This is a genomic window from Parabacteroides sp. PF5-9 (genome assembly GCF_029893105.1).
In the GTDB taxonomy this organism is placed as follows: Bacteria; Bacteroidota; Bacteroidia; order Bacteroidales; family Tannerellaceae; genus JARXWG01.
On record NZ_JARXWG010000014.1, the window covers coordinates 48602 to 72911 of the forward strand.

The 24310-nt window shown below is 40.8% G+C and carries 23 protein-coding genes; 12 read left to right on the top strand and 11 right to left on the bottom strand.

From position 1 onward, the window contains the following. Positions 1 to 85: 85 nt before the first annotated feature. The 10 genes from M2135_RS09280 (at position 86) to M2135_RS09325 (ending at position 6635) form a co-directional block, all read left to right on the top strand. Positions 86 to 556, top strand: a complete 471-nt coding sequence (locus M2135_RS09280; RefSeq protein ID WP_280748216.1) for an adenylyltransferase/cytidyltransferase family protein — start codon at positions 86 to 88, stop codon at positions 554 to 556. 6 nt (positions 557 to 562) lie between these two features. Beyond that, a complete protein-coding gene (locus tag M2135_RS09285; RefSeq protein ID WP_280748217.1) occupies positions 563 to 1291 on the top strand; it encodes an SDR family oxidoreductase in 729 nt (242 codons plus the stop codon). Positions 1292 to 1297: 6 nt separating this feature from the next. Continuing rightward, positions 1298 to 2191, top strand: a complete 894-nt coding sequence (locus tag M2135_RS09290; RefSeq protein ID WP_280748219.1) for a CDP-alcohol phosphatidyltransferase family protein — start codon at positions 1298 to 1300, stop codon at positions 2189 to 2191. Further along, entirely contained in the window at positions 2188 to 3015 is an 828-nt protein-coding gene (locus tag M2135_RS09295) for a lysophospholipid acyltransferase family protein (protein WP_280748220.1), read from the top strand. Before M2135_RS09290 ends, M2135_RS09295 begins: the two co-directional genes overlap by 4 nt. Positions 3016 to 3114: 99 nt before the next feature. Beyond that, the gene (locus M2135_RS09300; protein WP_280748221.1) at positions 3115 to 4302 is read left to right on the top strand and encodes a sigma-54 dependent transcriptional regulator; all 1188 of its coding nucleotides are present in this window, start codon (positions 3115 to 3117) and stop codon (positions 4300 to 4302) included. A gap of 3 nt (positions 4303 to 4305) precedes the next feature. Continuing rightward, positions 4306 to 4818 (top strand): LptE family protein, encoded by a 513-nt coding sequence (locus tag M2135_RS09305; protein WP_280748222.1) that lies wholly within the window; start codon positions 4306 to 4308, stop codon positions 4816 to 4818. A gap of 28 nt (positions 4819 to 4846) precedes the next feature. Beyond that, on the top strand, positions 4847 to 5593 hold the full coding sequence (locus M2135_RS09310) for a hypothetical protein (protein WP_280748224.1): 747 nt from the start codon (positions 4847 to 4849) through the stop codon (positions 5591 to 5593). A 7-nt stretch (positions 5594 to 5600) separates the two neighbouring features. Continuing rightward, positions 5601 to 5960 carry a preprotein translocase subunit SecG gene (secG, locus tag M2135_RS09315; RefSeq protein ID WP_280748225.1) on the top strand — a complete coding sequence of 120 codons (360 nt, stop codon included), beginning with the start codon at positions 5601 to 5603 and terminating at the stop codon, positions 5958 to 5960. 84 nt (positions 5961 to 6044) lie between these two features. Then, the gene (locus tag M2135_RS09320) at positions 6045 to 6347 is read left to right on the top strand and encodes a DUF4491 family protein (protein WP_280748226.1); all 303 of its coding nucleotides are present in this window, start codon (positions 6045 to 6047) and stop codon (positions 6345 to 6347) included. An 84-nt stretch (positions 6348 to 6431) separates the two neighbouring features. Further along, complete coding sequence (locus tag M2135_RS09325; protein ID WP_280748227.1) at positions 6432 to 6635, top strand: hypothetical protein; 204 nt, start codon at positions 6432 to 6434, stop codon at positions 6633 to 6635. Here the strand turns inward: M2135_RS09325 and M2135_RS09330 are convergent. The 11 genes from M2135_RS09330 to M2135_RS09380 all read right to left on the bottom strand — a co-directional run bounded on the left by M2135_RS09330 (position 6615) and on the right by M2135_RS09380 (position 22579). Then, positions 6615 to 7139: a TlpA disulfide reductase family protein gene (locus M2135_RS09330; RefSeq protein ID WP_280748228.1), complete on the bottom strand. Its 525-nt coding sequence runs from the start codon at positions 7137 to 7139 to the stop codon at positions 6615 to 6617. The genes M2135_RS09325 and M2135_RS09330 overlap by 21 nt on opposite strands. A gap of 12 nt (positions 7140 to 7151) precedes the next feature. After that, entirely contained in the window at positions 7152 to 8942 is a 1791-nt protein-coding gene (locus tag M2135_RS09335; RefSeq protein ID WP_280748229.1) for a M14 family zinc carboxypeptidase, read from the bottom strand. A gap of 101 nt (positions 8943 to 9043) precedes the next feature. Beyond that, complete coding sequence (locus M2135_RS09340) at positions 9044 to 9919, bottom strand: N-acetylmuramoyl-L-alanine amidase-like domain-containing protein (RefSeq protein WP_280748230.1); 876 nt, start codon at positions 9917 to 9919, stop codon at positions 9044 to 9046. A gap of 1 nt (position 9920) precedes the next feature. Further along, a complete protein-coding gene (gene uvrB / locus M2135_RS09345) occupies positions 9921 to 11939 on the bottom strand; it encodes an excinuclease ABC subunit UvrB (RefSeq protein ID WP_280748231.1) in 2019 nt (672 codons plus the stop codon). 3 nt (positions 11940 to 11942) lie between these two features. After that, the gene (locus tag M2135_RS09350) at positions 11943 to 12143 is read right to left on the bottom strand and encodes a PspC domain-containing protein (protein WP_280748232.1); all 201 of its coding nucleotides are present in this window, start codon (positions 12141 to 12143) and stop codon (positions 11943 to 11945) included. A 46-nt stretch (positions 12144 to 12189) separates the two neighbouring features. Continuing rightward, entirely contained in the window at positions 12190 to 14841 is a 2652-nt protein-coding gene (locus tag M2135_RS09355; protein ID WP_280748233.1) for a DUF5916 domain-containing protein, read from the bottom strand. Positions 14842 to 14955: 114 nt separating this feature from the next. After that, a complete protein-coding gene (locus M2135_RS09360; RefSeq protein WP_280748234.1) occupies positions 14956 to 15690 on the bottom strand; it encodes a copper homeostasis protein CutC in 735 nt (244 codons plus the stop codon). Positions 15691 to 16040: 350 nt separating this feature from the next. Next, on the bottom strand, positions 16041 to 16808 hold the full coding sequence (gene lpxA / locus M2135_RS09365) for an acyl-ACP--UDP-N-acetylglucosamine O-acyltransferase (RefSeq protein ID WP_280748235.1): 768 nt from the start codon (positions 16806 to 16808) through the stop codon (positions 16041 to 16043). Between the two features lie 21 nt (positions 16809 to 16829). Beyond that, the gene (locus M2135_RS09370) at positions 16830 to 18212 is read right to left on the bottom strand and encodes an efflux transporter outer membrane subunit (protein WP_280748236.1); all 1383 of its coding nucleotides are present in this window, start codon (positions 18210 to 18212) and stop codon (positions 16830 to 16832) included. 6 nt (positions 18213 to 18218) lie between these two features. Continuing rightward, complete coding sequence (locus M2135_RS09375; protein WP_280748238.1) at positions 18219 to 21389, bottom strand: efflux RND transporter permease subunit; 3171 nt, start codon at positions 21387 to 21389, stop codon at positions 18219 to 18221. A 23-nt stretch (positions 21390 to 21412) separates the two neighbouring features. Beyond that, complete coding sequence (locus M2135_RS09380) at positions 21413 to 22579, bottom strand: efflux RND transporter periplasmic adaptor subunit (RefSeq protein ID WP_280748239.1); 1167 nt, start codon at positions 22577 to 22579, stop codon at positions 21413 to 21415. Positions 22580 to 22791: 212 nt separating this feature from the next. On the opposite strand from M2135_RS09380, the gene M2135_RS09385 reads away from it, so the two are divergent. Both M2135_RS09385 and M2135_RS09390 read left to right on the top strand, forming a co-directional pair. Then, entirely contained in the window at positions 22792 to 23181 is a 390-nt protein-coding gene (locus M2135_RS09385; protein ID WP_280748240.1) for a DUF3784 domain-containing protein, read from the top strand. 152 nt (positions 23182 to 23333) lie between these two features. Beyond that, positions 23334 to 24257 carry a DMT family transporter gene (locus tag M2135_RS09390; protein ID WP_280748241.1) on the top strand — a complete coding sequence of 308 codons (924 nt, stop codon included), beginning with the start codon at positions 23334 to 23336 and terminating at the stop codon, positions 24255 to 24257. Positions 24258 to 24310 lie beyond the last annotated feature (53 nt).

The window sequence follows — 24310 nt, forward strand, 5'->3', positions numbered from 1 at the left end:
CAGAGCGGTTCACCTCTTTTTCTTTTATAAACTTTTCCTGTACGGAAAAGTTTCCGTAAGTTTGCAACTTGAAAAAAGTATGCCCATGTTTAAGGATAAAACAATCGTTTATACTTCCGGTACATTTGATATGTTTCATTACAATCATTTGCGGATGATCAATTATGCCAGAAGTTTAGCAGATCTATTAATTGTTGGAGTAAGTACGGATGAATTGGTTTCCTCCTATAAAGCGGCTCCTATTATTCCGTTCAATGAACGTTTACAGATTATTGAAGCATTAAAAACACCGGATATTGTTATTCCTCAACATACTTTGGATCATACGGAAATCGTAAAGAAACTCAATATAGATGCCTTTGTAGTCGGAGATGACTGGTATGGAAAATACGACTATCTGAAAGAGTTGAATGTACAGGTTTTTTATTTTCCTTATGGAACAGGTGTCTCTTCTTCAAATTTGAAAAAAACGATTCATGATTCGTATGAAGCGACCTTGAATTCTCAACGACAGTCCAAGCCTGTGACTGTAAAGGGTTCTCACGAAAAAGAGTGATTTTTGATGAAAAAATATGCTTTAATTACCGGTGGTACGAAAGGTATTGGAAAAGCTGTTGCACTCTGTTTAGGGAAAGCCGGTTATAATCTTTTACTGACTTATGCGACTGATAGCGTATTGGCTGAAGAAACTCAAAAAGAGTTGAGTGGTCTGTGTGGAGTCAAAGTGTCGGTTGTACAAGCGGATATCACTCAACGAGTTGCAATTGGCGTAATCGCTGACTATCTGACAACTCACGATTTATTGTTGGATGCTGTAGTGATGAATGCCGGATTGACTTGCCGGGATCCTTTTGAGCAGATGACGATGGAGAGTTGGGAAAAGGTATTCTTTGGCAATGTTCATTTCCCGGTATTTCTTTTACAGCGAATTATTCAGCAAATAAAAAAGGAAGGGAGTGTTGTGTTTACCGGTTCCTTGATGGGTATTCAGCCGCATTCTGTCTCGTTGGCCTATGGGGTAACAAAGGGGGCTGTTCATTCATTGGTGAAAAATCTGGTAAAATTTCTTGAACCTTACGACGTGCGGGTAAATGGAGTTGCTCCTGGTTTTGTGGATACGGAATGGCAAAAAACAAAACCGGCAGAGATTAGGCGTAATATTGAAAATAAAACATCATTGGGACGTTTTTGTGAGCCGGAAGAATTGGCCGAAGTCTATAAGATGTTGATTGAAAATAAGTATTTTAACGGAGAAATAGTTGTTGTTGATGGTGGCTATTTGTATAAATAATTGGTGATGGGTGAGTTGAATAAAGAATACGAATCATCCTTAAAGTCCATTGAAACAGAGAATTTCATTGATCGGATATTCTATCGTCCGGTTGGTTTCAGGATAGCTCGTTTGTTACGGGGGACAGGTATAACCCCTAATATGGTGACTATATTGTCCATCTTTGTGGGTGCAGCAGCCGGATTTTTCTTTTATCAAGGGAGTTTATTGTATGCCGTTTGTGGTATTTCAGTGCTTATATTGGCCAATATCCTGGATTGTGTCGACGGACAGTTAGCTCGTTTGACAGGTATTAAATCTGAGATAGGCCGGATATTGGATGGTGTTGCCGGAGATATCTGGTTTGCTTGTATCTATGTCGGATTGGCTTTACGTTTATCACAGTTATATGATAATTATTGGTTTTTTGCCTTAGCTGTTTTATCCGGTTTTTCCCATTTGATTCAGGCCAATATTACGGACTATTATAAAACGCTCCATTTATATTTTATCAGTAAAGAAAAGGGAGCAGAGTTTCAGACTCCGGATCAGATCAAATTGCATCAAGAAAAATCAGTTCAGGGGATTAATAAGTTTTTTTATTTCCTATACTTATGGTATACCTTGTTTCAGGTAAAGGTTACTCCTAAACTTCAACAGTTACTCATCCGGTTACATACGCGTTATGGTGATGATATACCGGAAGATATTCGTATTGCATTCCGGAAAAAGAGTTGTCAATTGATGCCTTTAATTGATATGTTGACTTTTAACGGACGTACAATTATGATGTTTCTGATTGTTTTGTCAGGGTATGTCTGGATCTATTTCTTATATGAAATAATAGTTTTGAATCTCGTGTTAGCGATAGCTATGCATAAACACGAAAAAATGTGTACTTCTTTTTTGAATGAATTATGAAAGAGACTGTAGTTGATATCAATGATTTACAAAAAATAGTTCCTTTTTTTAGGTCTCGTTTTGGAAAACTCATCGGAAAGGCTGCAATTAAATTATTTAGTATTGATAAAGTCAACAGAGTACATGCTAATAATTGTCATTTAAGAGGTTCTGCGTTTACTTCTGCTATCTTAAATGATCCGATTATTGACTTAAAATATGAAGTGCACAACAAAGAGATTCTTGAGAGTCTTCCAGAAGGTGCTTTTATCACGGTTTCCAATCATCCGATAGGTTCATTGGATGGGATTATGTTGATTGATATATTTGCATCACGTCGTCCCGATTTTAAAGTGATGGTAAATGGTATCCTGACTCAGATAGGCGCGATGGATGATAATTTTATCTCTGTAGTTCCTGATTCGACGAACAAAGGAGCTAATCTTGCCAATGTAAATGGGGTACGGCTTTCGCTACAACGATTACGTGAAGGTCATCCTATGGGGTTTTTTCCGGCGGGTGCGATCTCTTTTTATGATAAAAAGAAAAAGAAAATAGAGGATCTTTCCTGGGCGCATAGTGTGATTCGATTGATTCGAAAAGGAAATGTACCGGTATACCCGGTCTATTTTGACTTTCTGAATACCCGTTTTTTTTATTGGCTGGGGAATATAGACTGGCGGATACGTACATTACGTATACCGGTGGAAGCCTTTAATAAGCGAGGCAAAAAAGCGGATGTATATATAGGAGACCCTATTCCACCCGAAGAGATTCAATCTATTACAGATGATGAGGCATTAGCCGATTTTCTATATAAACGCACATACGCCTCAAAAAAATAAATTCTTCCCGCATTGTATCAATCTTCCATAGTGATTATTTGAATTAAGTTTGTAATTTTGTCAGGTAAACTGAAATAATTACAGATTTTAGTAAAGCAGATGGCAAAAGTTGATATTCAACAAATAAAACAACGTTTTGGTATTATAGGGAATAGTCTGGGGCTCAATCGAGCCATTGATGTGGCTTTGCAGGTTGCACCCACTGATATGTCTGTTCTTATTACTGGAGAGAGTGGAGTTGGAAAAGAGACATTCCCGCAGATTATTCATCAGAATAGTCCGCGTAAGCATGGACAATACATAGCTGTAAATTGCGGGGCAATTCCGGAAGGAACAATTGATTCGGAACTGTTTGGACATGAAAAAGGTTCATTTACGGGTGCATTGGCAGATCGTAAAGGGTATTTTGAAGGATCCGACGGTGGAACTATTTTTTTGGATGAGGTAGGGGAGTTGCCGATTCCGACACAAGCTCGTTTGTTGCGTGTATTGGAGACCGGAGAGTTTATCAAAGTCGGTTCTTCTAAGGTGCAAAAGACCAATGTACGGATTGTTGCAGCGACCAATGTTAATCTGATGCAAGCTGTTGCTGATGGAAAATTCCGAGAAGACCTGTATTATCGTTTGAATACTGTACCTATTCAAGTACCGCCCTTACGTGAACGTTCTGAGGATATTTTGTTGTTGTTCCGGAAGTTTGCCGGTGATTGTGCAGAGAAGTACCGTATGCCGGCTATTCATCTGGATGAGGAAGCCCGGCAATTACTGACTTCCTACAGATGGCCTGGTAATGTCAGGGAACTGAAGAATATTACGGAACGTATTTCTGTTATCGAAGAAAACCGGGATGTCACAGCGGATATTTTAAGACAATATCTGCCTGATCTGACAAGAGATAAATTACCTGTACTTGTCAAACAGGAAAGTGATCAGAAAATTTTTAATAGTGAACGTGAAATCCTTTATCAGGTATTGTTTGATATGAAAAAGGATGTGACCGAATTAAAAAAACTGGTTCATGATATCATGGGTGGAAATATACAGCCCCCCAACGATTCCGCATATGCTCATCATCCGATTCATCCGGCTGCGGTTCACCCTGTAGAGGCACCTATCCAGGAAGCAGAAGATGTGGTTGAAGAATCTCTTTCTTTGGAAGATGTGGAGAAAGAGATGATCCGAAAAGCTTTAGAACGTCATAACGGACGGAGAAAAAATGCAGCGGCTGATTTGAAAATATCAGAACGTACCTTATATCGGAAAATCAAAGAATATAATTTGGAATAAGTGATGGTTAGAAAAAATATATTGGGTATTTGTTGTGTACTGTTGATGAGTATAACAGCCTGTTCTATTTCCTATAAATTCAATGGTGCTTCAATTGATTATTCTAAGGTATCATCTATCTCTATCCATGATTTTCCGAATCAAGCTCCCATGGTATACCCTCCTTTGTCGCAGATGCTGACAGAGAAGGTTAAAGATATTTATACGCGACAAACACGTTTGCAGATGGTTACCAGTAATGGTGATCTAGACTTGGAGGGTGAGATTATCGGTTATGAATTAACTCCTTTGGCAGTAAAAGAAAATGCGATGGAGAGTCAAACACGATTGACGATCACAATCAGAGTGCGTTATACCAACCGTACAGCGCCGGAGGATGATTATGAACAGTCGTTTACAGCCTATCAGGAGTATGATTCTAGTAGAATGCTGGATGATGTGCAGGCTGAATTATGTACAGCCATTATCGAAGAATTAGTTGATCAGATTTATAATACTACAGTAGCAAATTGGTAAGATGAAACCAGCCGTTTTATATCACTATATGGAAACATCAACATTGCTTTCGGAAGAGACTCTTCCGGAATTGGAATTGTTGGTTTTTCAGTATCCCTATTTTGATATAGCCCGGCTGTTGTATCTTAAAAACCTGGCTGTATTGGATGATCCCCGTTTTAGTCCGGAACTTAAAAAAACAGCTATTTATATTCCTGACAGAAAACGACTTTTTTTTCTGATAGAAGGAGAGCGTTTCGGGTTGAAACTTCCGTTGTCAGGACAAGAACGGACAACATCAGATGGAACATCATTCTCTTTGATTGATAATTTTCTTTCTTCTTATGAAAATAAGAAGAGTAAAGAGGGAGAAGAAGATCTGACCATTCAATCGTCGGCCTCTTCCGATTATATATACTGGGCTTATTCGTCGGAAGAACCAACAGAAGAACAAGATTCCCATAAACTACAACATCATACACTTATTGACTCATTTATTGAAAATGAGGAAAATAGGACACCAGGTAGTCGGTTGATCAATCTGGAAGAAGATGAACCGAATGAGGAATCGGAAATACCATTGTCTATTGTTGAATTGGAGGAGGATGCTTTTTTTGAGTCAATGGAAAATTCTTATCTGACCGAAACTCTGGCACGGATTTATATCAAACAAAAGCGCTATACTAAAGCATTGCAAATAATTAAAAACTTAAGTTTGATTTATCCGGAAAAAAATGTTTACTTTGCAGACCAAATCAGATTTTTGGAAATGTTGATTATTAACAATAAAAAATAAGACTAAAATGTACGTGTTTATTTCTATTCTGATCCTGATCGCTTCGATCTTATTGATCTTGATCGTAATGATTCAGAACTCAAAAGGGGGAGGTTTGGCATCAGGGTTCTCTTCTTCTAACCAGATTATGGGTGTACGTAAAACGACAGATTTTCTGGAAAAAACAACATGGGGATTAGCTGGAACAGTAATTGTACTGAGTATAATTATTACTGCATTTATTCCTCGTGAACAACAAACGAACCAATCGGAAATCAGACAACAAGTCAATGACGCTGTAGTTATTGATCCGAATATGATTGCACCTGACTTTGGAACAGCACAACCTGCTCCGGCTGATGCAACTCCCGATGCTCCGACAGAATAAATACATTGTATAAGAAATACAGGGGAAAGACATTCAATTGACGAATGTCTTTTTTCTTTTGTGATACAAATAGATTGAGTAGTCATGGAAGATATTAATTGGAATGGTTTATTGATAGGTGCTGTGACTTTTGTAATAATTGGCTTGTTCCATCCGATTGTCGTCAAAGCCGAATACTATTGGGGTACCAAATGTTGGTGGCTTTTTCTATTATTGGGCATAATAGGTATAGTTGCATCACTATTTATCCAAAATGTGTTTCTGTCTGCTATTTGTGGTGTGTTTGCTTTTTCTTCTTTCTGGACAATAAAAGAGTTGTTTGAACAGGTAGAACGCGTTCGTAAAGGATGGTTTCCTAAAAATCCAAAGCGAAAATATCCATTCTAATTGTAAATCGGCAATACTCTTCTTTTGTTTTCTTGATAATCCGTAACTTCATTCTATCTTTGTCGCGATTAATAATAAATAAAGATGAAAACAAAAAAGAAAAATGAGTTGGTTCAATATTTAAAAGCCAACCGTAAGGGAAGCCGTGAGGCTGAACTGGAACAGCACAGTCGCCCTGTTAGTTATAACCGGGTATATCGTTCTAAAAAAGTGTATGACCGCAAGAAATATAAGGCAGATGATAAGGATCTGCCTTATTTGTTTTTATTACTGGGTATTCTGAATTAATGCGGTTAATTGATCTGCATTGATATGTAACTTTTCGATAGCCATCCAGGTCACAATGCCTTCTTCATTGATGATATACAATCTGGGAATTGTACTATTTGCAAACAGATTGAAAATGCTTCGATCCGGGTCAATATATTTGGGTATTGTAAATTGTCGTTTTTCATCATTCCAATAAGTATCTGTAACTTCTTTACTTTGTTGCCGAGCAATGGCAACAACTAAATATTGCGGATCATCCATTAAGTTTTCCCATACTCTTTGAACGATGGGTAATTCGCGGTCGCAATCTTCACAAGTCGTGGAGAATAATACCAACAACGATTTTTTGCCCAGGAACTCCTCTGAATTGAATAGGCCTTCTGCCCCATCAGATACGGTAAATGACGGTACTTTATCCCCTGTATGGATATAATTAATCATTTCACCTGAATTCGGATCATCCTCATTAATACAGGAGAAAAGAGAAAATGTCAGAAGAGTGATAAACCAAGTGTATCGCATATTTTTGTTTGATTATGGGGTGTAAACTTTTCCGACCGGATATCGGTTGACTCCGACTTCAACGCGCGCTCTTACCTTTGTCATAAAGAAATTAAGGATTGCGCGTGGATCATTGGCTAAAGCCGGATCCTCTTTTTTCTTGGTCTCGAACTCAGCTTTCAGAACCGGATCTTCTTCCAGCATCTCACGTCCTTTTGTTTCCATATAGTTCAGGCTAATCCAGAATTCATTAGGTGCTTTTATGAAATTATTATAAAATCCCCAGTAAACAAGCGAGGTAGAGGATTTAGGTTCCAGCATATGCGCAATGATCTTCACTTTAGGTTGTGAAGTTGATACCCATATATCCCCGGCATGATATCGGATATGTTCTTTGGTTGTTTTATAATCTGTTTTTAATGTTATTCTTCCCTCGTAAGGTGTTTTTGACCATTCGGCATCGGTGAAATGATAGGTCTCTACTTCCAGGATGGTATCTCGTTTAAACCGTTCATAATGAATACCATGAATATCTAATAACTCAATCGTCGTCAATTGTTCCTGTGGGATGATATATGCTTCGGGTAATCTGATTTTATTCTCTCCGGTAAAGGATAAAAAGAGGTGATAATCTAATGTAACCGGAGCATTTCGGTCGTAATAGGTCCAGTTTCCTCCCGAGAGGTCGCTGATAACGGTCGTATCTTTCCATCCTAGGTAACGAATCGGAACAGACTGTGCCATATTGTGTACATAGTCCAACGCCAGCGAATCTTTTCTGAATTCACGAGAAGATACATATCGGTCGGCCTTTTCTATTTCGGCCTTTAATATCTTGTTGTGTCGACCTGCAAGCTCAAGAGCATGTTTGAGATAAAGATACGTGGCATCCACCCGTTCTTTATAGGGTTTGTAGATATGGTTTTCGATCAATAATCCAATGCGGTTGTTAGCGGAGGCATATCCATTTGAATATTGTGGTGCAAATACATCCGGAAAGACACTCATTCCAACATCAGGCACATGGGTGATAGAAAAGAAATAGGGGAAAAGCGGGAATCCATCATCTTCCATTCGCCCTTTCAACTCTTTTTCAAACGTATTCATACTCCATTCCAACATATTGGGAGTCAGAAATTCACAATGTTCCAGTCCATAGGTGGAGACATACTGGAAATCAGCACCGTTTGTTACATGGATATCGATAAACAACTCCGGCATCCATTGGGCATATAAACTTAATAAGGATCGCATTTCAGGAGCATCTGCCTTGATGAAATCCCTGTTCATATTTAGGCGTTGAGCGGTAAATCGGGCACCAACTTCAACCGGTCCGTTTTGATTGATCCGGTAGTGTATACCGAAATCTTCATGTCCGTCCACATTGATGATCGGGATAAAAAGGAAAGAGACATTATCCAATAGTCCGGGGTGTTCGTCAAATAAAACAGCATCGCGAATAAACATCAGACCGGCATCTTTTCCGTCTGGTTCTCCGGCGTGAATATTCGCTTCGGCAAGTACGACTACTCGTCCTTTTGCTCTGATCTGTTCAGGAGAAGTCAGTCCGTCTTTATCGATGATAAGAAGAGGAATCTCCCGGCCTTGTGGTGAGACACCGATAGTTGTATATGTTATTTGACGAGAATGCTTGGCCAGTAACCGACAGTAATCAATGGTTTCCTCATACCGTGGAGTATGCTCGTAGTTATTTTTCTCATAATAAGTTAAGAAATCTTCTTTCTGAAGTGCTTGCTGCGTGCAAGAAAAAAACAGAGAGATAAAGACAACAAGTGTAGTGAAGCTTAAATATTTTATGCGCATAATTTATGACAAATAGATTATATTGTATCAAAGGTATAAAATAATTAAGAATCTGTATAAACAGAGGAATAGAATATTTTAACCAGATTCGTATGGAATAGCTAATTTGTTTGTAGAGGTCTCACTACAATGATTCCGGTATTACTTTTCATATTTTCCGTATAAGTCGAAAGCGGTTCCGAGTTGATAATCACTTTCTTTTCTTTCGATGAGGCGTGTATGAATGTCAGTTTGTCCCCTTCGTGATAGATAAAACCGATATGTGATATATCGAGTCCTTTGATGGAGGTGACAAAACAGACCATGTCACCGTTTTGCATTTTTGCTTTTTTATATTTGATCAACTCTTTCGGTAGATAGTAATACATGCGGGTATTGATATCCCGTTCAATCTTTTCTATTTTAGGTATTAAGTCGGGATGATTTTTTAATTGTATATAGCTATCCGGATGTGTAGACATAAAGGATAGGTTTAAAGGCAGAATAACACCACCGATCTGTCGTGTAATATCTTTAACAAACCCTTTTCTTTCGTTGGTATAGATCCAGTCGGAAGTATAATGCAAACGGGATGAATAGTCTGTAATTTTCCCGTTCCTATAACGAAGTCGTTGAAGGTTCCGGCAGAAATGCTCAAAGGAGGGTGTAGGGCTTTTTATTGTTTGGCTCAGGGCAATCACATTTTCGACGAAAGTAGTACAATCCATTTCCCGTAGATTGATCACCAATGATTCCGGCTCTTTTTCCAGTGTAGAAGCAACATAAGGAGTGTTGAGAAAGTATTTACCAGTTTCAATCAACAACTGATCCATCGGTAAAGAGCGTTTAGGGAGCATTTGTTTGGCGAAACGTTCAAAAATCAACCGGTCTTCATAAATATAACAAAAAGGTTCAGCATTTATCGTTTGTGCGTTGATTGTTTGTAATGCGCATAGAAAAGAGTAAAAAGCCAGAAGAAGATATACCTTTTTTTTCATATCATTCTTTTATTTTCAAAATGTCTTGCAACTTAATCAGTTCATCGCGATACTGTGCCGCTTCAATAAATTCAAGTTTTTTCGCTGCTTCCGTCATTAATTTTTTCGTTCGTTCGATCGCTTTTTCTAATTGTTCACGGTTCATATATTGGACAATCGGGTCGGCAACAAGGCTGGCCTCGGATTCAATGTAGGCATTCGGTTCGGCACTACCCGGTTTTCCGCCAAGAAGTGAAACACTTGTTTTTACAATTTGCTTTGGCGTAATACCATGTTTCTCGTTATATGCCAATTGTTTTTCTCTGCGTCGGGTAGTTTCTTCAATGGTCAGGCGCATACTTTCCGTGATTTTGTCGGCATAAAAAATCACCTTCCCGTTAATATTACGGGCAGCACGTCCGGCAGTCTGTGTCAATGAGCGATGGGAGCGAAGAAAACCTTCTTTATCAGCATCCAGAATAGCAACCAAAGAGACTTCCGGTAGATCCAGCCCTTCACGCAATAGATTCACCCCTATCAATACATCAAACAGACCTGTTCGTAAGTCATCCATAATACGTACCCGTTCAAGTGTATCGACATCACTATGGATATAATTACATTTGATCCCCATCCGACTAAGATAAGCCGTTAACTCTTCGGCCATACGTTTAGTCAAAGTGGTCACTAAAATACGTTCGTTTATAGCCGCCCGTTGCGTAATCTCTTCCATCAGATCATCGATCTGATTCAATGTCGGACGGACATCTATGATCGGATCCAATAGTCCTGTCGGACGGATTAACTGATCGACAACAATACCTTCACTTTTTTCGAGTTCATAGTCCGCCGGAGTTGCACTGACATAGATGGCCAGTGGAGTCAATGATTCGAATTCTTCGAAGGTTAACGGGCGGTTATCGGTTGCTGCGGGAAGACGAAATCCATATTCCACCAAGTTTTTTTTCCGAGCAGCATCACCTCCGTACATGGCTCGGATTTGCGGAACGGTTACATGACTTTCGTCAACGACCAGTAAAAAGTCTTTTGGAAAATAATCCAACAGGCAGTAAGGACGCTCACCGGCCGCTCTACCGTCGAAATAACGGGAATAGTTCTCGATGCCCGAACAATGTCCCAGTTCGCGGATCATTTCCAGGTCGAATGTCACCCGCTCGTAAAGCCGTTTGGCCTCAAAAGGTTTTCCAATCTGTTTAAAATACTCTACCTGTGTCCCTAAATCGACATCAATCTGACCGATTGCTTGATTAATACGGTCTTGGGTGGTCACAAAAAGATTGGTCGGATAAATATTTAACTCATCCTGTTCATCAATTTCAATACCTGTTTGCGGATTAAAAGAAGAGAGACGTTCTATCTCGTCTCCCCAGAATTCGATCCGATAGGCTAAACCATCATATGCTTCAATTGCCGGAAAGATATCAACAGTATCTCCATTGACACGGAAACAACCGCTATTGAAGTCTACTTTGTTATTGATATATAAAGCATCTACAAAACGCCGCAACAACTTATCACGGCTTATTTGCATACCTCGTTTCAGGTAGGTTACCTTTTCTGCGAATGCTGTAGGGTCAGCCATACCGTAGAGGCAGGATACCGATGAAACGACGATCACATCTTTTCGGCCGGATAGGAGAGAGGCTGTTGCACGCAATCGTAATTTATCAATTTCCTGATTAATCTCCAGATCTTTCTCTATATAAGTATCCGAAGAAGGCAGGTATGCTTCAGGTTGATAATAATCATAATAAGAGACAAAGTATTCAACGGCGTTGTTTGGAAAAAAAGATTTGAACTCACTATATAACTGAGCCGCTAATGTTTTATTATGACTCAATATTAAGGTAGGCCGTTGTACTTCTTTAATGACGTTTGCAATGGTAAATGTTTTACCAGAACCAGTTACGCCCAGTAAGGTTTGGAAAGGCACACCGCCTCTTATCCCATCAGACAGAGCGGCAATAGCTTCGGGTTGATCCCCTGTGGGACTGAACGAAGACGATATTTCAAAACTCATTCTTTAAAATTGCTCTCCTTGTTGAGGCATTACGATCCAGAGTATGAGATAGGCTAATGCTCCGGCAAATGCGGTAAATATGCTTAACAAAATATAACCAACCCGTACCAATGTCGGATCGAGATCAAAATACTCCGCAAATCCGGCACACACGCCTGCTATCATTTTATTCCTTGAACGATACAATCTTTTCTTTTCTTCCATAATACTTGTGTTATATATATACAAAAATAATCAATACTTTTCAGTTCTACAAGTTAAACCAGTAATTCAGTTTAACCATGAAGACATTGGAAGCCGGCAAGCCGAACATGCGATCTAAATTATCTCCCCACCCGGAGATCACCCGGCTGTCGCGGTTTGACATAGAATGTTCCCAGACCAGGTAAAGGGTGGAGCCGGGCAGGTATTCCCAACGAGCCACCAGGTTAGAGCGGAATTCATTAAAACTAAAATTAGGATTCTTGAAACTATATTGTTCGCCGTTTCTGTCTACGTGATAAGATCCGTCGGCATAACTGATTTCATCCGCTCCGTAGACGTGAAAGCGGTCATTATATGACCGGGCTAACGTATTTGTTGCCTGTTTGAAATCGGTATATTTCCCGGTAGAGGTATAGGGTGCTCCGTAGAACTGAATGGATATATCCGGGGTTACATTCATCTGTACTTTTAATGTCAGCCCGTAGGTGTTTTGTCTGAGATGCCCCATGACATATGTATCTTGGGCAAAAGGAATGTTTGAGCCACCGTTGGATATGGTTGCGACATATTGTAGGTTCTCTCCTTTTGTTTCATAGGTGAAATCTCCGGAAACAAGAAACTGATTACCTAAGCGTAAGGTGATTCCCGGGATAATGGTATGATACTGATTACCAGCTACATTATAGTCCCATATATATTTGGCATTTACAGCAATGCGTTTAGTTTTATCGGTGTTTAAACTAAGTGTACTAACTAGAAAAGGGCTAATGCGTAAACCGGGTCCTCCGTATAGTTTCCGAGGATTGATAAAATTCCAACCATAGTTTTCCGTAAAATCAATCTCAAAACTATTTAGCAACATACTTTTCCATTGTAATGTGGCGCTGTTTTGGAGGCTTCTACCTCCGTAGTCCCATTTGTTTATTTGCTTCAATGTAATAGTGTTGCTTCTGAAAATTTTCCATGGATTGGTTTGACGAAAAGCAATTTCTGTTTCATTCATTAAGTAATCCGCCTCTTTCATATATCCGATTGTATTCAAATCGAAACCGGGAGAAGACCAGCCGAATGTTTCGGCAAATGTCCATTTGGCATTTCCTTTTCTTCCGACTGTCAGATACCCTCCGGTTCCGGACAACGAGGTTCGGTTAGGGTCAACCCCTAAATAACGATTAGAAGTAATACGTTGATATAAATGCGTCGTATTCTGTTGCAAACGGGTGATCGCTTCTTTTGTACCGTCAAGATAACTGAACATACCTTTGGATTCAATATAATACAACCTGTTTGCAAAATACTGTGTAAAATCGATTCCTGCCGTATACGCGTTTCGTACCAATCTGTTTTCTAAATGAGGTTCATCATTGAAGGCGCGATTGACAGAAGTGATCATTCCTCCCAACAAACTATTTCCTTTCCAGTTTTTTTGAACGCGTGCGACGGTATAATTTGTTAATGGTTCTACGACCTCTTTATCTTCGACTCCATCACGTGTGACTTTTAAAGAAGAGCGGGCGGTAATACTTTGGACTACACCGATCGTTAAGCCGTTTTTATTTGTTCCCGTCAGCTTTAAAGCGCCGATAATCGGAACATTATCCGCTGTACTGGTAAAACTGTTTACCTGATCGATATCCGCCGGACTATAGGAAGGCATAGCGCCAATCCGCCGGGTATAAAACATCATATCACTGCCGTTGTTGAAATCGAGAATATGTTTGCCTTCCAGAAAGAACGTTCTTTTTTCGTCGTAGAATGTTTCATAAACTGTCAGGTTCATAACCGATGGATCGAGTTCAACCTGCCCGAAGTCGGGGTTTATTGTCAGATCCAAGGTATAATCGGATAACGCCAGTTTAGCATCCAATCCGGCATTGCCTTTCCAGGAAGATCCTTTTTGATAGGGACTTCCTTCTATTTTTGGTTCGCTGCTATATTTGCCCATCACGTAAGGCAGAATTTCAATAGCCCGTGGTTTGGGTAGATCATTCATCCCGTGCATCTCTCCAAAAGAGAATACATGTCCGTTATTTTTTACAGGGATCAGGCTCCAGTTTTGTGTTTCATTCTTATGTCGAATGATTCTTCGGATATGTAACCCCCAGATACCCTCTTCTGAAAATTGGTTATAGCGTAATTGACTGAAAGGAATCTGCATTTCGGCCGTCCAACTCGAATCCGCCATATTCACCTGTGTACGTGCTTCCCAAACAGCATTCCAACTGCGAATACCTTCCAGTTTATCGGTAACGATCAGATCGGTTTTATTTCCCCCCAGATTGATATTAAACTCGGGAGAAGCACGATAATCATGATAGGTATCGAATGCGACACTGACCAGATCACCCGTATTGTTCTCATCCCGGTTTCCTATAAAGCGGTTCATTTTTTCCGGTTCAGATTCTTTACAGTAGATACCCACATAAATGTATTTATCGTCATAAAATATTTTTGCTCTGGTTGGTGATGAGGTTTCTGCCCGTTCATTGGGAGATACTTGTACAAATGTGTCTGTCCATACTCCTTGCTGTTGCCACAAATCTTCATTCAAGCGACCGTCTATATCCGGTTTCTCACTACTGATTCTTGTTACGGTATATTTTCGTTTATAAGCGTCGTCAAAAGGAATAACAGCTTCTTGCTGCGCACGACAAAACATACTGATGGTTAATGAAATAAGGATAAACAGGTACTTCATGGTCTATTAGATTTAAGGCAACGTCAATAATAGTATTCAGACAAAAATAAGGTTATCTGATTTATAATCAAATTTTTTGACCTGTTTTTGATGCAAATCAAATATCTTATTCTTTCAAAGCAGGTAAGCCGCCACTTTTTGACGATCCGTTTCGACCCTCTCGAACTCAGAAGTAACGACACTACTGCCCATTGGTACCTGTTCATTCCGATAGTTCATTTGGCTGTGTACGATACTTCGTGCGGATGTGTGGAACTCTTTTGCACCTGTTGCTGTTTCGATTTGGGCGATATTGTTTTCGCGTACTCCGCTTCCCGGCATGATGATAATCCGGTCACCAGCCTGTTTGACCAGTTCGGCTATTAATGGGATACCTTGTTCTGCGGTGGCCTGTTGTCCTGATGTCAATATCCGGTCGCATCCCGCTTCGATGAGTTGTTCCAGGGCGGCGAACGGGTCACGGCAAACGTCAAAAGCTCTATGGAATGTGATTGATAAAGGCTTTGCAGCCGCAATAAGTTTGTTTAATAAGGTGAGATCAATATCGCCTTGGGGAGTGAGACATCCGAAAACAACACCATGTACCTTTAACTGTTTACATAGTTCAATATCGATTAACATCGATTGAATCTCTGCCTCGGAATATAAAAAATCGCCTCCACGGGGGCGGATAATGACATGGATATCGATCGAAGAGGTTAAAGCCTGTGCTGTTTTGATTTCGCCATAACTGGGTGTTGTTCCTCCTTCGGGTATAGCGGCACAAAGTTCTACCCTTGTGGCGCCGCCGGCTTCTGCCTCTACACAGCTTTGAGCAGAATTAGCACATATTTCGATGATGCGTTTCATTGTTGAATCATTTTAACCGAACAAATATAGTGTTTCTGTCTTATTCGCAAAAAAAAGAGAAATGACCGACCGATTTATTTGTACCATTACGAATACTTTTTTGTTAGAGGTACGTCTAAATTATTTTAGAGGTACCTCTAAACTGATTTACACCTACCTCTAAATAAATTTAGACGTACCTCTAACAGAAAACTGTTTATTATATTACCAAAAAATGGTCGGAATGTTGTTTTTAACGCTATTGGATGAAGTAGAAAAAGGGTGTAGATTCAAAAAAAAGAAAAACGGGAGGTAAATCTTAAAGATTATCCTCCCGTTTCTGTTTTCTTAATTTATTAAAATAAACCGAGTTACCTGATAATACCCAATTTTGTCGTTTCCAGGAATCGAACGATATTTTCGATCTCTTCACTCATCGGTACCTGATCCTTAATCTTGATAATACTATCATCCAGACTGTTGTTGCTTTGATACAATAAACGATAAGCGTGGGCAATATGGTTCAGGCATTTATCGGTAAAATTATTCTGCATCAATACTTTTGCATTTACTCCGTAATAGATGATCGGTTCTCTGGCCGCAACAATATACGGAGGAATATCCTTGTTGAAACGACTTCCGGTCTGAATCATACTCCAGGTGCCGACACGACTGCCCTGGCTCATCAGAATACCTCCGCCGAATATCACAGCATCTTCCAACACACAGTTGCCTGAAATCTTACTTCCGTATCCGATCACACAGTTATTTCCCACTTTTGTATCGTGGGAGATATGGACACCTTCATGCAGAAAGTTGCCATTTCCGATCACCGTACTGCCGGTAGAGAATGTAGCCCGGTTGATGACTACATTTTCCCGGATCACATTATTGTCGCCAATAACCACCTGCGTATCATCTCCTTTGAATGCAAAATCCTGAGGAAGTGCAGCGATTACCGCATTTTGGAATATTTTATTCCCGTTTCCCATGCGTGTTCCACTCATCAGACTGGCATAGGGCATAATTTCACAATCGTTACCGATCACAACATTTTTGTCGATATAGGCAAACGGATGAACCGTTACGTTGGCTCCGATGACTGCACTGGGATCGATATATGCTAATGGACTGATCATATTATTAAATTTTAAGGTTCATTATTCTCTTCCTCCACCAAGGGCGCGATAAAGACTTACCACAGCCTGCATACGTTGGAATGTATCGGATACTTCTGCCAGTTGGGCTGATAATAGTCCTTGTTGAGCGGTTAACGTCTCAAGATACGAAGAACTACCGAGGGTGAAAAGCGACTTTGTCGCATTCACAGCACTTTCCATTGCTTCTACCTGTGATCTTCTTTCAACCATTTTGGCAGATGCTGTCTCATATAGATATAAGGCATCACTCACTTCTTTCCCTGCATTTAAAATGCTTTGTTGGAAATTAAGGGCGGCTTCCTCTTGTTGTGCTTTACTAACCTTTAACCGGGCGATGTTTGCCCCTTTATTAAAGAGCGGTTGGGTTAAAGAGCCTACAGCCGATAGAAGTACCTTACCTGGGTTGACAATCATTCCGCCGGCGCTGTTTGTCCATCCGGCAGAACCGTTCAGTATCAGTTGCGGATAAAAGGCCGAACGGGCTTGATTCGTGGCATAATAAGCGACAGCCAGTTGCATTTCGGCTACTCTTACATCGGGACGATTGGCTAACATCTGTACGGGAATACCTGCATTCAGATCCTGAGGCAATACCTGTCTCTCCAATACTCCGCGCGCAATGGAATGAGGAGCCTCTCCCAGTACGACTGAGAGTGCATTTTCTGTTTCCCTGATTTGTCGGCGAAGGTCGGCCAAAGCAGCTTCTACCTGATGACTATTCGCCCGGCTTTGCGCAACAGCCGCTTCATTGGTCATACCGGCATTTTTCATGGCGGTCATCGCACGGACGTTTTCTTTCCATATCCGGGCTGTTTCTTCGCTTATTGCCAATTGACGATCCAACATCAACAACGTGTAATATGTGTTTGCTACATTGGCAATTAATTGTGAACGTACCGCCTGACGATACGCTTCACTTTGCAATAAGGAAGCTTTGGCGCTTCTGTTGGAGTTTAATAAACGTCCGAAAAGATCGATTTCCCAACTGGCTACAGCCGGTAATTGATACGTTTTATTCACCGAACCGCCGTCGAAACTGCTTAATGTCCCTTGAGGAGCCAGGTTCAATGAAGGCAGGTAGGAGAGGCGGGTCGACAGTAACATGGCTTGTGCCTGTTCTACTCTTAATGTCGCTGCCTGAAAATCGGTGTTATTCTCCAATGCGTGTTCAATTAACGCCTGTAGTTGCGGATCACGAAAGACTTCCTGCCACGGCAAATTACCCATATTGGTTGTATCCGAAGTAAATGTATCGGTCGCCGCATAAGGATCACGATACATTCCTGCGGTCTCTATATCATCCGGACGATCATAGGATTTATAAATGTGGCAACTACTGAGTAAAGCAGTGGTACACACGAGATATATTAGTTTCTTTTTCATTTTTACTTACGATTTAGCGTATTGTTCTATTTCCGTTTCCATATCGCTGTTGTCCATATCTTCCCATTCCAGCGGACTGATTTTTTCCTGTAAATATTGGAAAACAACAAACAATACCGGCACAATGAATATCTGTCCCAACATTCCAATCAACATACCTCCTACAGCACCCGAGCCTAATGTACGGTAGCCATTGGCGCCTACTCCGTTTGCAAACATCAATGGCAACAATCCGATCACCATGGCTAAAGAGGTCATTAAGATAGGACGCAGACGGGCGGCTGCACCAAGCAGTGCCGACCAGGATATTCCCATACCTGTACGACGACGTTCCAATGCAAATTCGACAATCAAAATAGCATTTTTTGCCAATAACCCGATCAACATGATCAACGCAATTTGCAGATAGATATCATTTTGTACACCCATCATCCGGGCAAAGATAAAAGTTCCGGCCAGCCCAAAGGGGATAGACAAGATTACCGCCAGTGGAAGTATATAACTTTCGTACTGTGCACTAAGCAACAGATAAACGAAAAGGATACATAAGGCAAAAATAATGATTGTCATATCGCCTGAACTCTCTTCTTCACGTGTCATACCTGAAAATTCGTATCCATAGTCGGAAGAAAGCGTTTCGGCAGCCACTTCTTTAATGGCGTTGATTGCATCCCCCGAACTGTATCCCGGAGCAGCAGCACCATTGACCAACATAGAGGTAAACATGTTGAAACGGGTGATGTTATCCGGTCCGTAAATCTTCTCAAGAGTAACAAATTCGGAAATCGGAGCCATTTCATTTCCGTTGCGGATATATATATTCTGTAAAGACTCCGGATTGATACGATATTGTGCTTCTGCCTGAATATATACGCGGTATAATTTACCGAAACGGTTGAAGTTAGACGCATACAACCCGCCGTAATACCCCTGCATGGTAGATAATATTGCGGTAGGACTTATGCCTGCACGTTTACATTTTGCAGCATCGATATCCAATTGATACTGCGGGAATGTCGGATTAAACGTGGTTTGGGCATAGAGGATTTCCGGCCGCTGATTGAGTTTTCCAAGGAAACCTTGGGCTTCCTGGAAGAATTGATCGAGATTACCACCCACTTTATCCTGTAAGTTCAATTCAAAACCACTGGAAATACTATAACCCGGTATCATCGGAGGGGTGAATAACATGATGCGGGCATCTTTGATCGTTGAGAGTTGAGCTGTTAATGTGGCGATCACCCCATTGACATCACTTCCTTTCTCGGTACGCTCATCCCAGTCTTTCAAACGGCAAATAAACGAACCGTAAGAAGTTCCCTGTCCGCCGATCATTCCATAACCGGAAATTTTACTGCGACTTTGAATATGAGGATTAGCAGCAATAATACCATCTATTTGATTCATCGTAGCATCCGTGACTTCCAAAGATGTTCCCGGTTGCATGGTTACATTCACCATAAGCGTTCCGGTATCCTCACTCGGAACCATTCCGGTAGGTGTTGTCTTCATCAACAGGCCTAATACTACAACACTACCGATCACCAATGCGAAACCGATCCATTTACGTTGAATAACAAACATGACTCCTTTTTTATATTTTTCGAGCAGTTTGTTATAGGATGTATTAAAGGCGATATGGAAGCGATCGACAAAACTCTTTTTCTTACCCTCATGATCCGTATGCGGTTTCAGGAAGATCGCACACAAGGCCGGACTTAATGTCAATGCATTCACGGCAGAAAAACCGATAGCAATAGCCAGAGTCAAACCGAACTGTTTATAGAATGTACCGGCAGTACCTCCCATAAAACTGACAGGGATAAATACCGACATCATCACAAGCGTAATGGAAACAATCGCTCCACCGATTTCACCCATGGCATCAATTGAAGCCTGTTTGGATGATTTATACCCCTGATCCAGTTTGGCATGGACGGCCTCGACGACAACGATCGCATCGTCGACAACGATCGCAATGGCCAGTACCAACGCACAAAGGGTTAAAAGATTTATACTGAATCCCAGAATAGTCAAACCAGCAAAAGTTCCCAATAGGGCTACCGGAATAGCTATCGACGGAATTAATGTCGAACGAATATCCTGCAAGAAAATATAAACCACCAGGAATACCAATAGGAAAGCTTCGATCAAGGTTTTTATTACTTCATAAATAGAGGCAAATAAAAAGTCATTGACACTCATCAATACTTCATAAGACATTCCCGGAGGGAAGGATTTGGCAGACTCTTCCAATACCTTATCGATCTCATTGATAACTTCTGTGGCGTTTGAACCAGCCATCTGGAAAACCATGAACGTAAGGGCAGGTTTGCCATTCGCATTACTTTCGACACTATAAGACTGACCGCCTAATTCGATACGGGCAACATCTTTTAGGCGAAGTATATTCCCATCAGCTGTAGAACGAATAACGATCTCTTCAAACTCTTCCGGAGTTTCCAGTCGTCCTTTATAGCGAATCACATACTGAAAAGACTGGTCTCCGTTTTCTCCGAACTGTCCCGGAGCAGCTTCGATATTTTGTTCGGCCAAAGCTGCGCTGATATCACTTGGCATCAACATATATTGAGCCATAATCTCCGGTTTCAACCAGATACGCATCGTATAGTCACGAGCTCCCATGACCATCGCATCACCCACACCGTTTACACGCTGTATCAGTGGCATGATATTGATTTTGGCATAGTTCTGAAGGAAGGTCTGATCGTAACGGCCGTCACTAAAGATCGTGATCCCTTGCAGCATACTGGTTTGTCGCTTCTGGGTAATCACCCCGACGCGGGTAACCTCGGCTGGTAAAAGACCCTGTGCCTTGGATACGCGGTTTTGCACATTGACCGCCGCCATATCGGGATCGGTACCTTGCTTAAAATATACATTGATCATGGCCGTACCGGTATTAGATGCGGTCGATGACATGTATAACATATTTTCTACCCCGTTCAGTTGCTCTTCGATAGGGGCAATCACCGTATTGAGTACGGTTTGTGCATTTGCACCGGTATACGAAGTATATACCATTACCGTAGGCGGTGCAATGTCTGGATATTGTTCTACCGGCAGTGAAATTAATCCCAAGATACCGACAATAACAATAATAACGGAAATAACCGTAGATAATACCGGACGGTTTATAAATCTATCTAATTTCATAATGTATGTTCTTTATCCTGAGATCAATTATTTTGTCCCTGTTGCGCACCTTGTTGCATCGCTTTTATTCTGGCGGCAGATTCTTCGGGGCTGATAGGCTTAATGGGTGTACCATCTCTTAAAGTAGAGATTCCTTCTACAGCAATTTGATCGCCGGCTTTCAAGCCTGCTGTTACGATGTAACTTTTACCGTCATTGGATGGATAAATTTCGATTTCCCTGCTTTTAACCACCGATCCTTCCGATAAAACATAGACAAATTTCTTATCCTGTATCTCATAAGTAGCTGTCTGAGGAACCAGAATCGCCTGCTCTTCACGGTAGGGTAATAAGACCGTACCGGCACCTCCGCTGCGGAGGATGTTATTGGCATTGGGGAATGTGGCGCGAATGGTTGCCGTACCGGTTGACTGTTCGATTACACCACTCAAGGTCTCAATTTTTCCTTTTTCACCATAAATAGAACCGTCGCTTAACTGTAATTGCACTTCAGGCATTTTGTCCAGTATCTCCTGCATATTGCCTCCTCCACGAATCAACGAGAGAATTTGTTTCTCTGTCATAGAGAAATAGACAAACATCTCGGAGATATCGGAAACAACAGTCAAAGGAACAGCCGTAGCCGAACTGACCAGGCTTCCTATACGATAAGGAATGGTACCGACGATCCCATTAGATGGACTGACAACGTTGGTATAGGAGAGATCGTTCCGGGCATTGATAAGCTGTGCTTTAGCCTGGGCCAATTGCGCTTTCCGTGTGGCCAGATCGTTTTCTGCCATTTGCAATTCATAATCGCTGATGATGTTCTGCTCCCGTAGCTGACGTTTGTTGTTAAAGGTCAACTGTGAGGTTTGTACACTCGTTTCGGCCACTTGCACGTTGGCTTCAGCCACTTGTAGTGCCGCCTGATAAGGAACCGGGTCAATGACAAACAAGGTTTGTCCTTTACGAACAACCGAACCTTCATCGACTTTCAATTCGGTGATAAACCCGGCCACTTTGGGTCGGATCTCAATGTCTTGCTTGCCTTTGATTGTGGCCGAATAAGAACTGATTAGTTCGGTACTGGACGGTTGTACAGAGATAACTGCGATTTCTCTGACATTATTTCCCGTATTTTGTTCTTTATTGCCGCAAGCAAATAAAGAAAGGCTTAACACAAACAGCAAAGCTGGTTTGGTGTTCATTCTGATTTTTTTAAATAAAGATGTACTCATATCCTTAAAGTTATATATGTCAATATCTTTGTTCCAAAAGAGGAGCCCTCTTCCGGTACGGTTCTCAAGTAATATTTTTTTGTGTAAAGTGGGATACCTATTAAAATGCGGGACAAATTTACATTATTTTTGCGATTTATAGTTCATCTTATTTTTATGAAATAATAAAAGAATGTTTATTTATGACAACGATTGTTGAATACATAATAGGCTTGTTTTTTATAGCTTGTGGATTTTTGATCGAAAAATATCCGATGGTCTTATCCGGGTATAACACCATGAAAAAAGAGGATCGTGAAGCGATCCGCTCTACCGGTATTATCAGAATTATACGTATTATTTTTGTCGCTATGGGATTGGTTCTGATCGTGGGTGCTTTTTTATTATCTGTAAGCGGATATACTTCTTTTCTTGACCTGTGGACTACAATGGTTATTGTGGGAGGTCTGGCCGTATTGACGGGAATGCAGTATAAATATACAAAGCATATTGCAGCTTCAAGGCAACAAGTTTATATTTCTTGTGTTGTGCTTATTTTTATTCTCCTCATTCGTTTATGTTTTTGGGTGTGAACAGAAATTCATTCGACAATTGTCAAACGATCATTCCATAATTATCGAACGATCATTTGACAATTGTGGAATGATCGTTTGATAGCTATGAAACGATTTTTTTGTAAGACAAAAAGCGTACCTTTGCCGCATGAACTCTTTTGAGTAATGATATGAATAACGAAAAGCTGAAAGGGCACGCACTTATTCTGATGGCAAATATTCTTTTTGCGATCAATATGCCGGTTTCCAAATACCTTTTACCCAGTCATGTATCTCCTGAGTCGTTAACCATTATGCGGATGGCATTTGCCTGTGTGATGTTTTGGGTGACGTCGCTTTTTGTCAAACAAGAGAAGATCAGTTTGCGTGATTTGGGTATTCTTTTTATTTGTGCACTTTGTGGAATTGCACTTAATCAGGGGTTGTTTATCCGGGGATTATCGATCACCTCACCTGTAGATGCATCTATTATAGCGACCGGGGTGCCTATTTTCGTGATGATTCTGGCTGCGATTGTTTTAAAGGAGCCGATCACCCGCATGAAAGCTTTAGGGGTATTATTGGGTATTTCCGGGGCAATCACTTTGATTTTGCAATCGACCCAGGCAAGCAATATGTCCAGTAGTCTGAAAGGTGATCTGTTGGTGATATTCAGCGGGTTGTCCTATTCTGTTTATTTGGTATTGGCGAAACCGATTACGTTGCGTTATTCGTCGGTGACGATTATGAAATGGATGTTTCTGTTTGCCACACTGATGTTGATACCTTTTACTTATAACTATGTATTGGAGACACCGGCGTTTCATCGGACTGTTTTTGATTTCAATGAATGGGGGGCTATCTTTTATGTACTTTTTTTTGCAACATATATCCCTTATCTGTTGATTCCGATGTCCTTAAAGCGGATTCGTCCGACAACCGTGAGTATGTATAATTATGCTCAACCTATTGTAGCTTCGTTTATTGCCATATTGGTGGGACAGGATAGTTTTAGTCTGTTTAAACTGGGATCGGCGGCTTTGGTTTTTGTCGGGGTTTATCTGGTGACGCAAAGTAAGAGCCGGGCGGATATGGAGAAGGAGGAGAGGAGATAGAAGTTCCATCTTCTTTTTTCTTATTTTTTTCTTGTAAATTTACACCAACATTA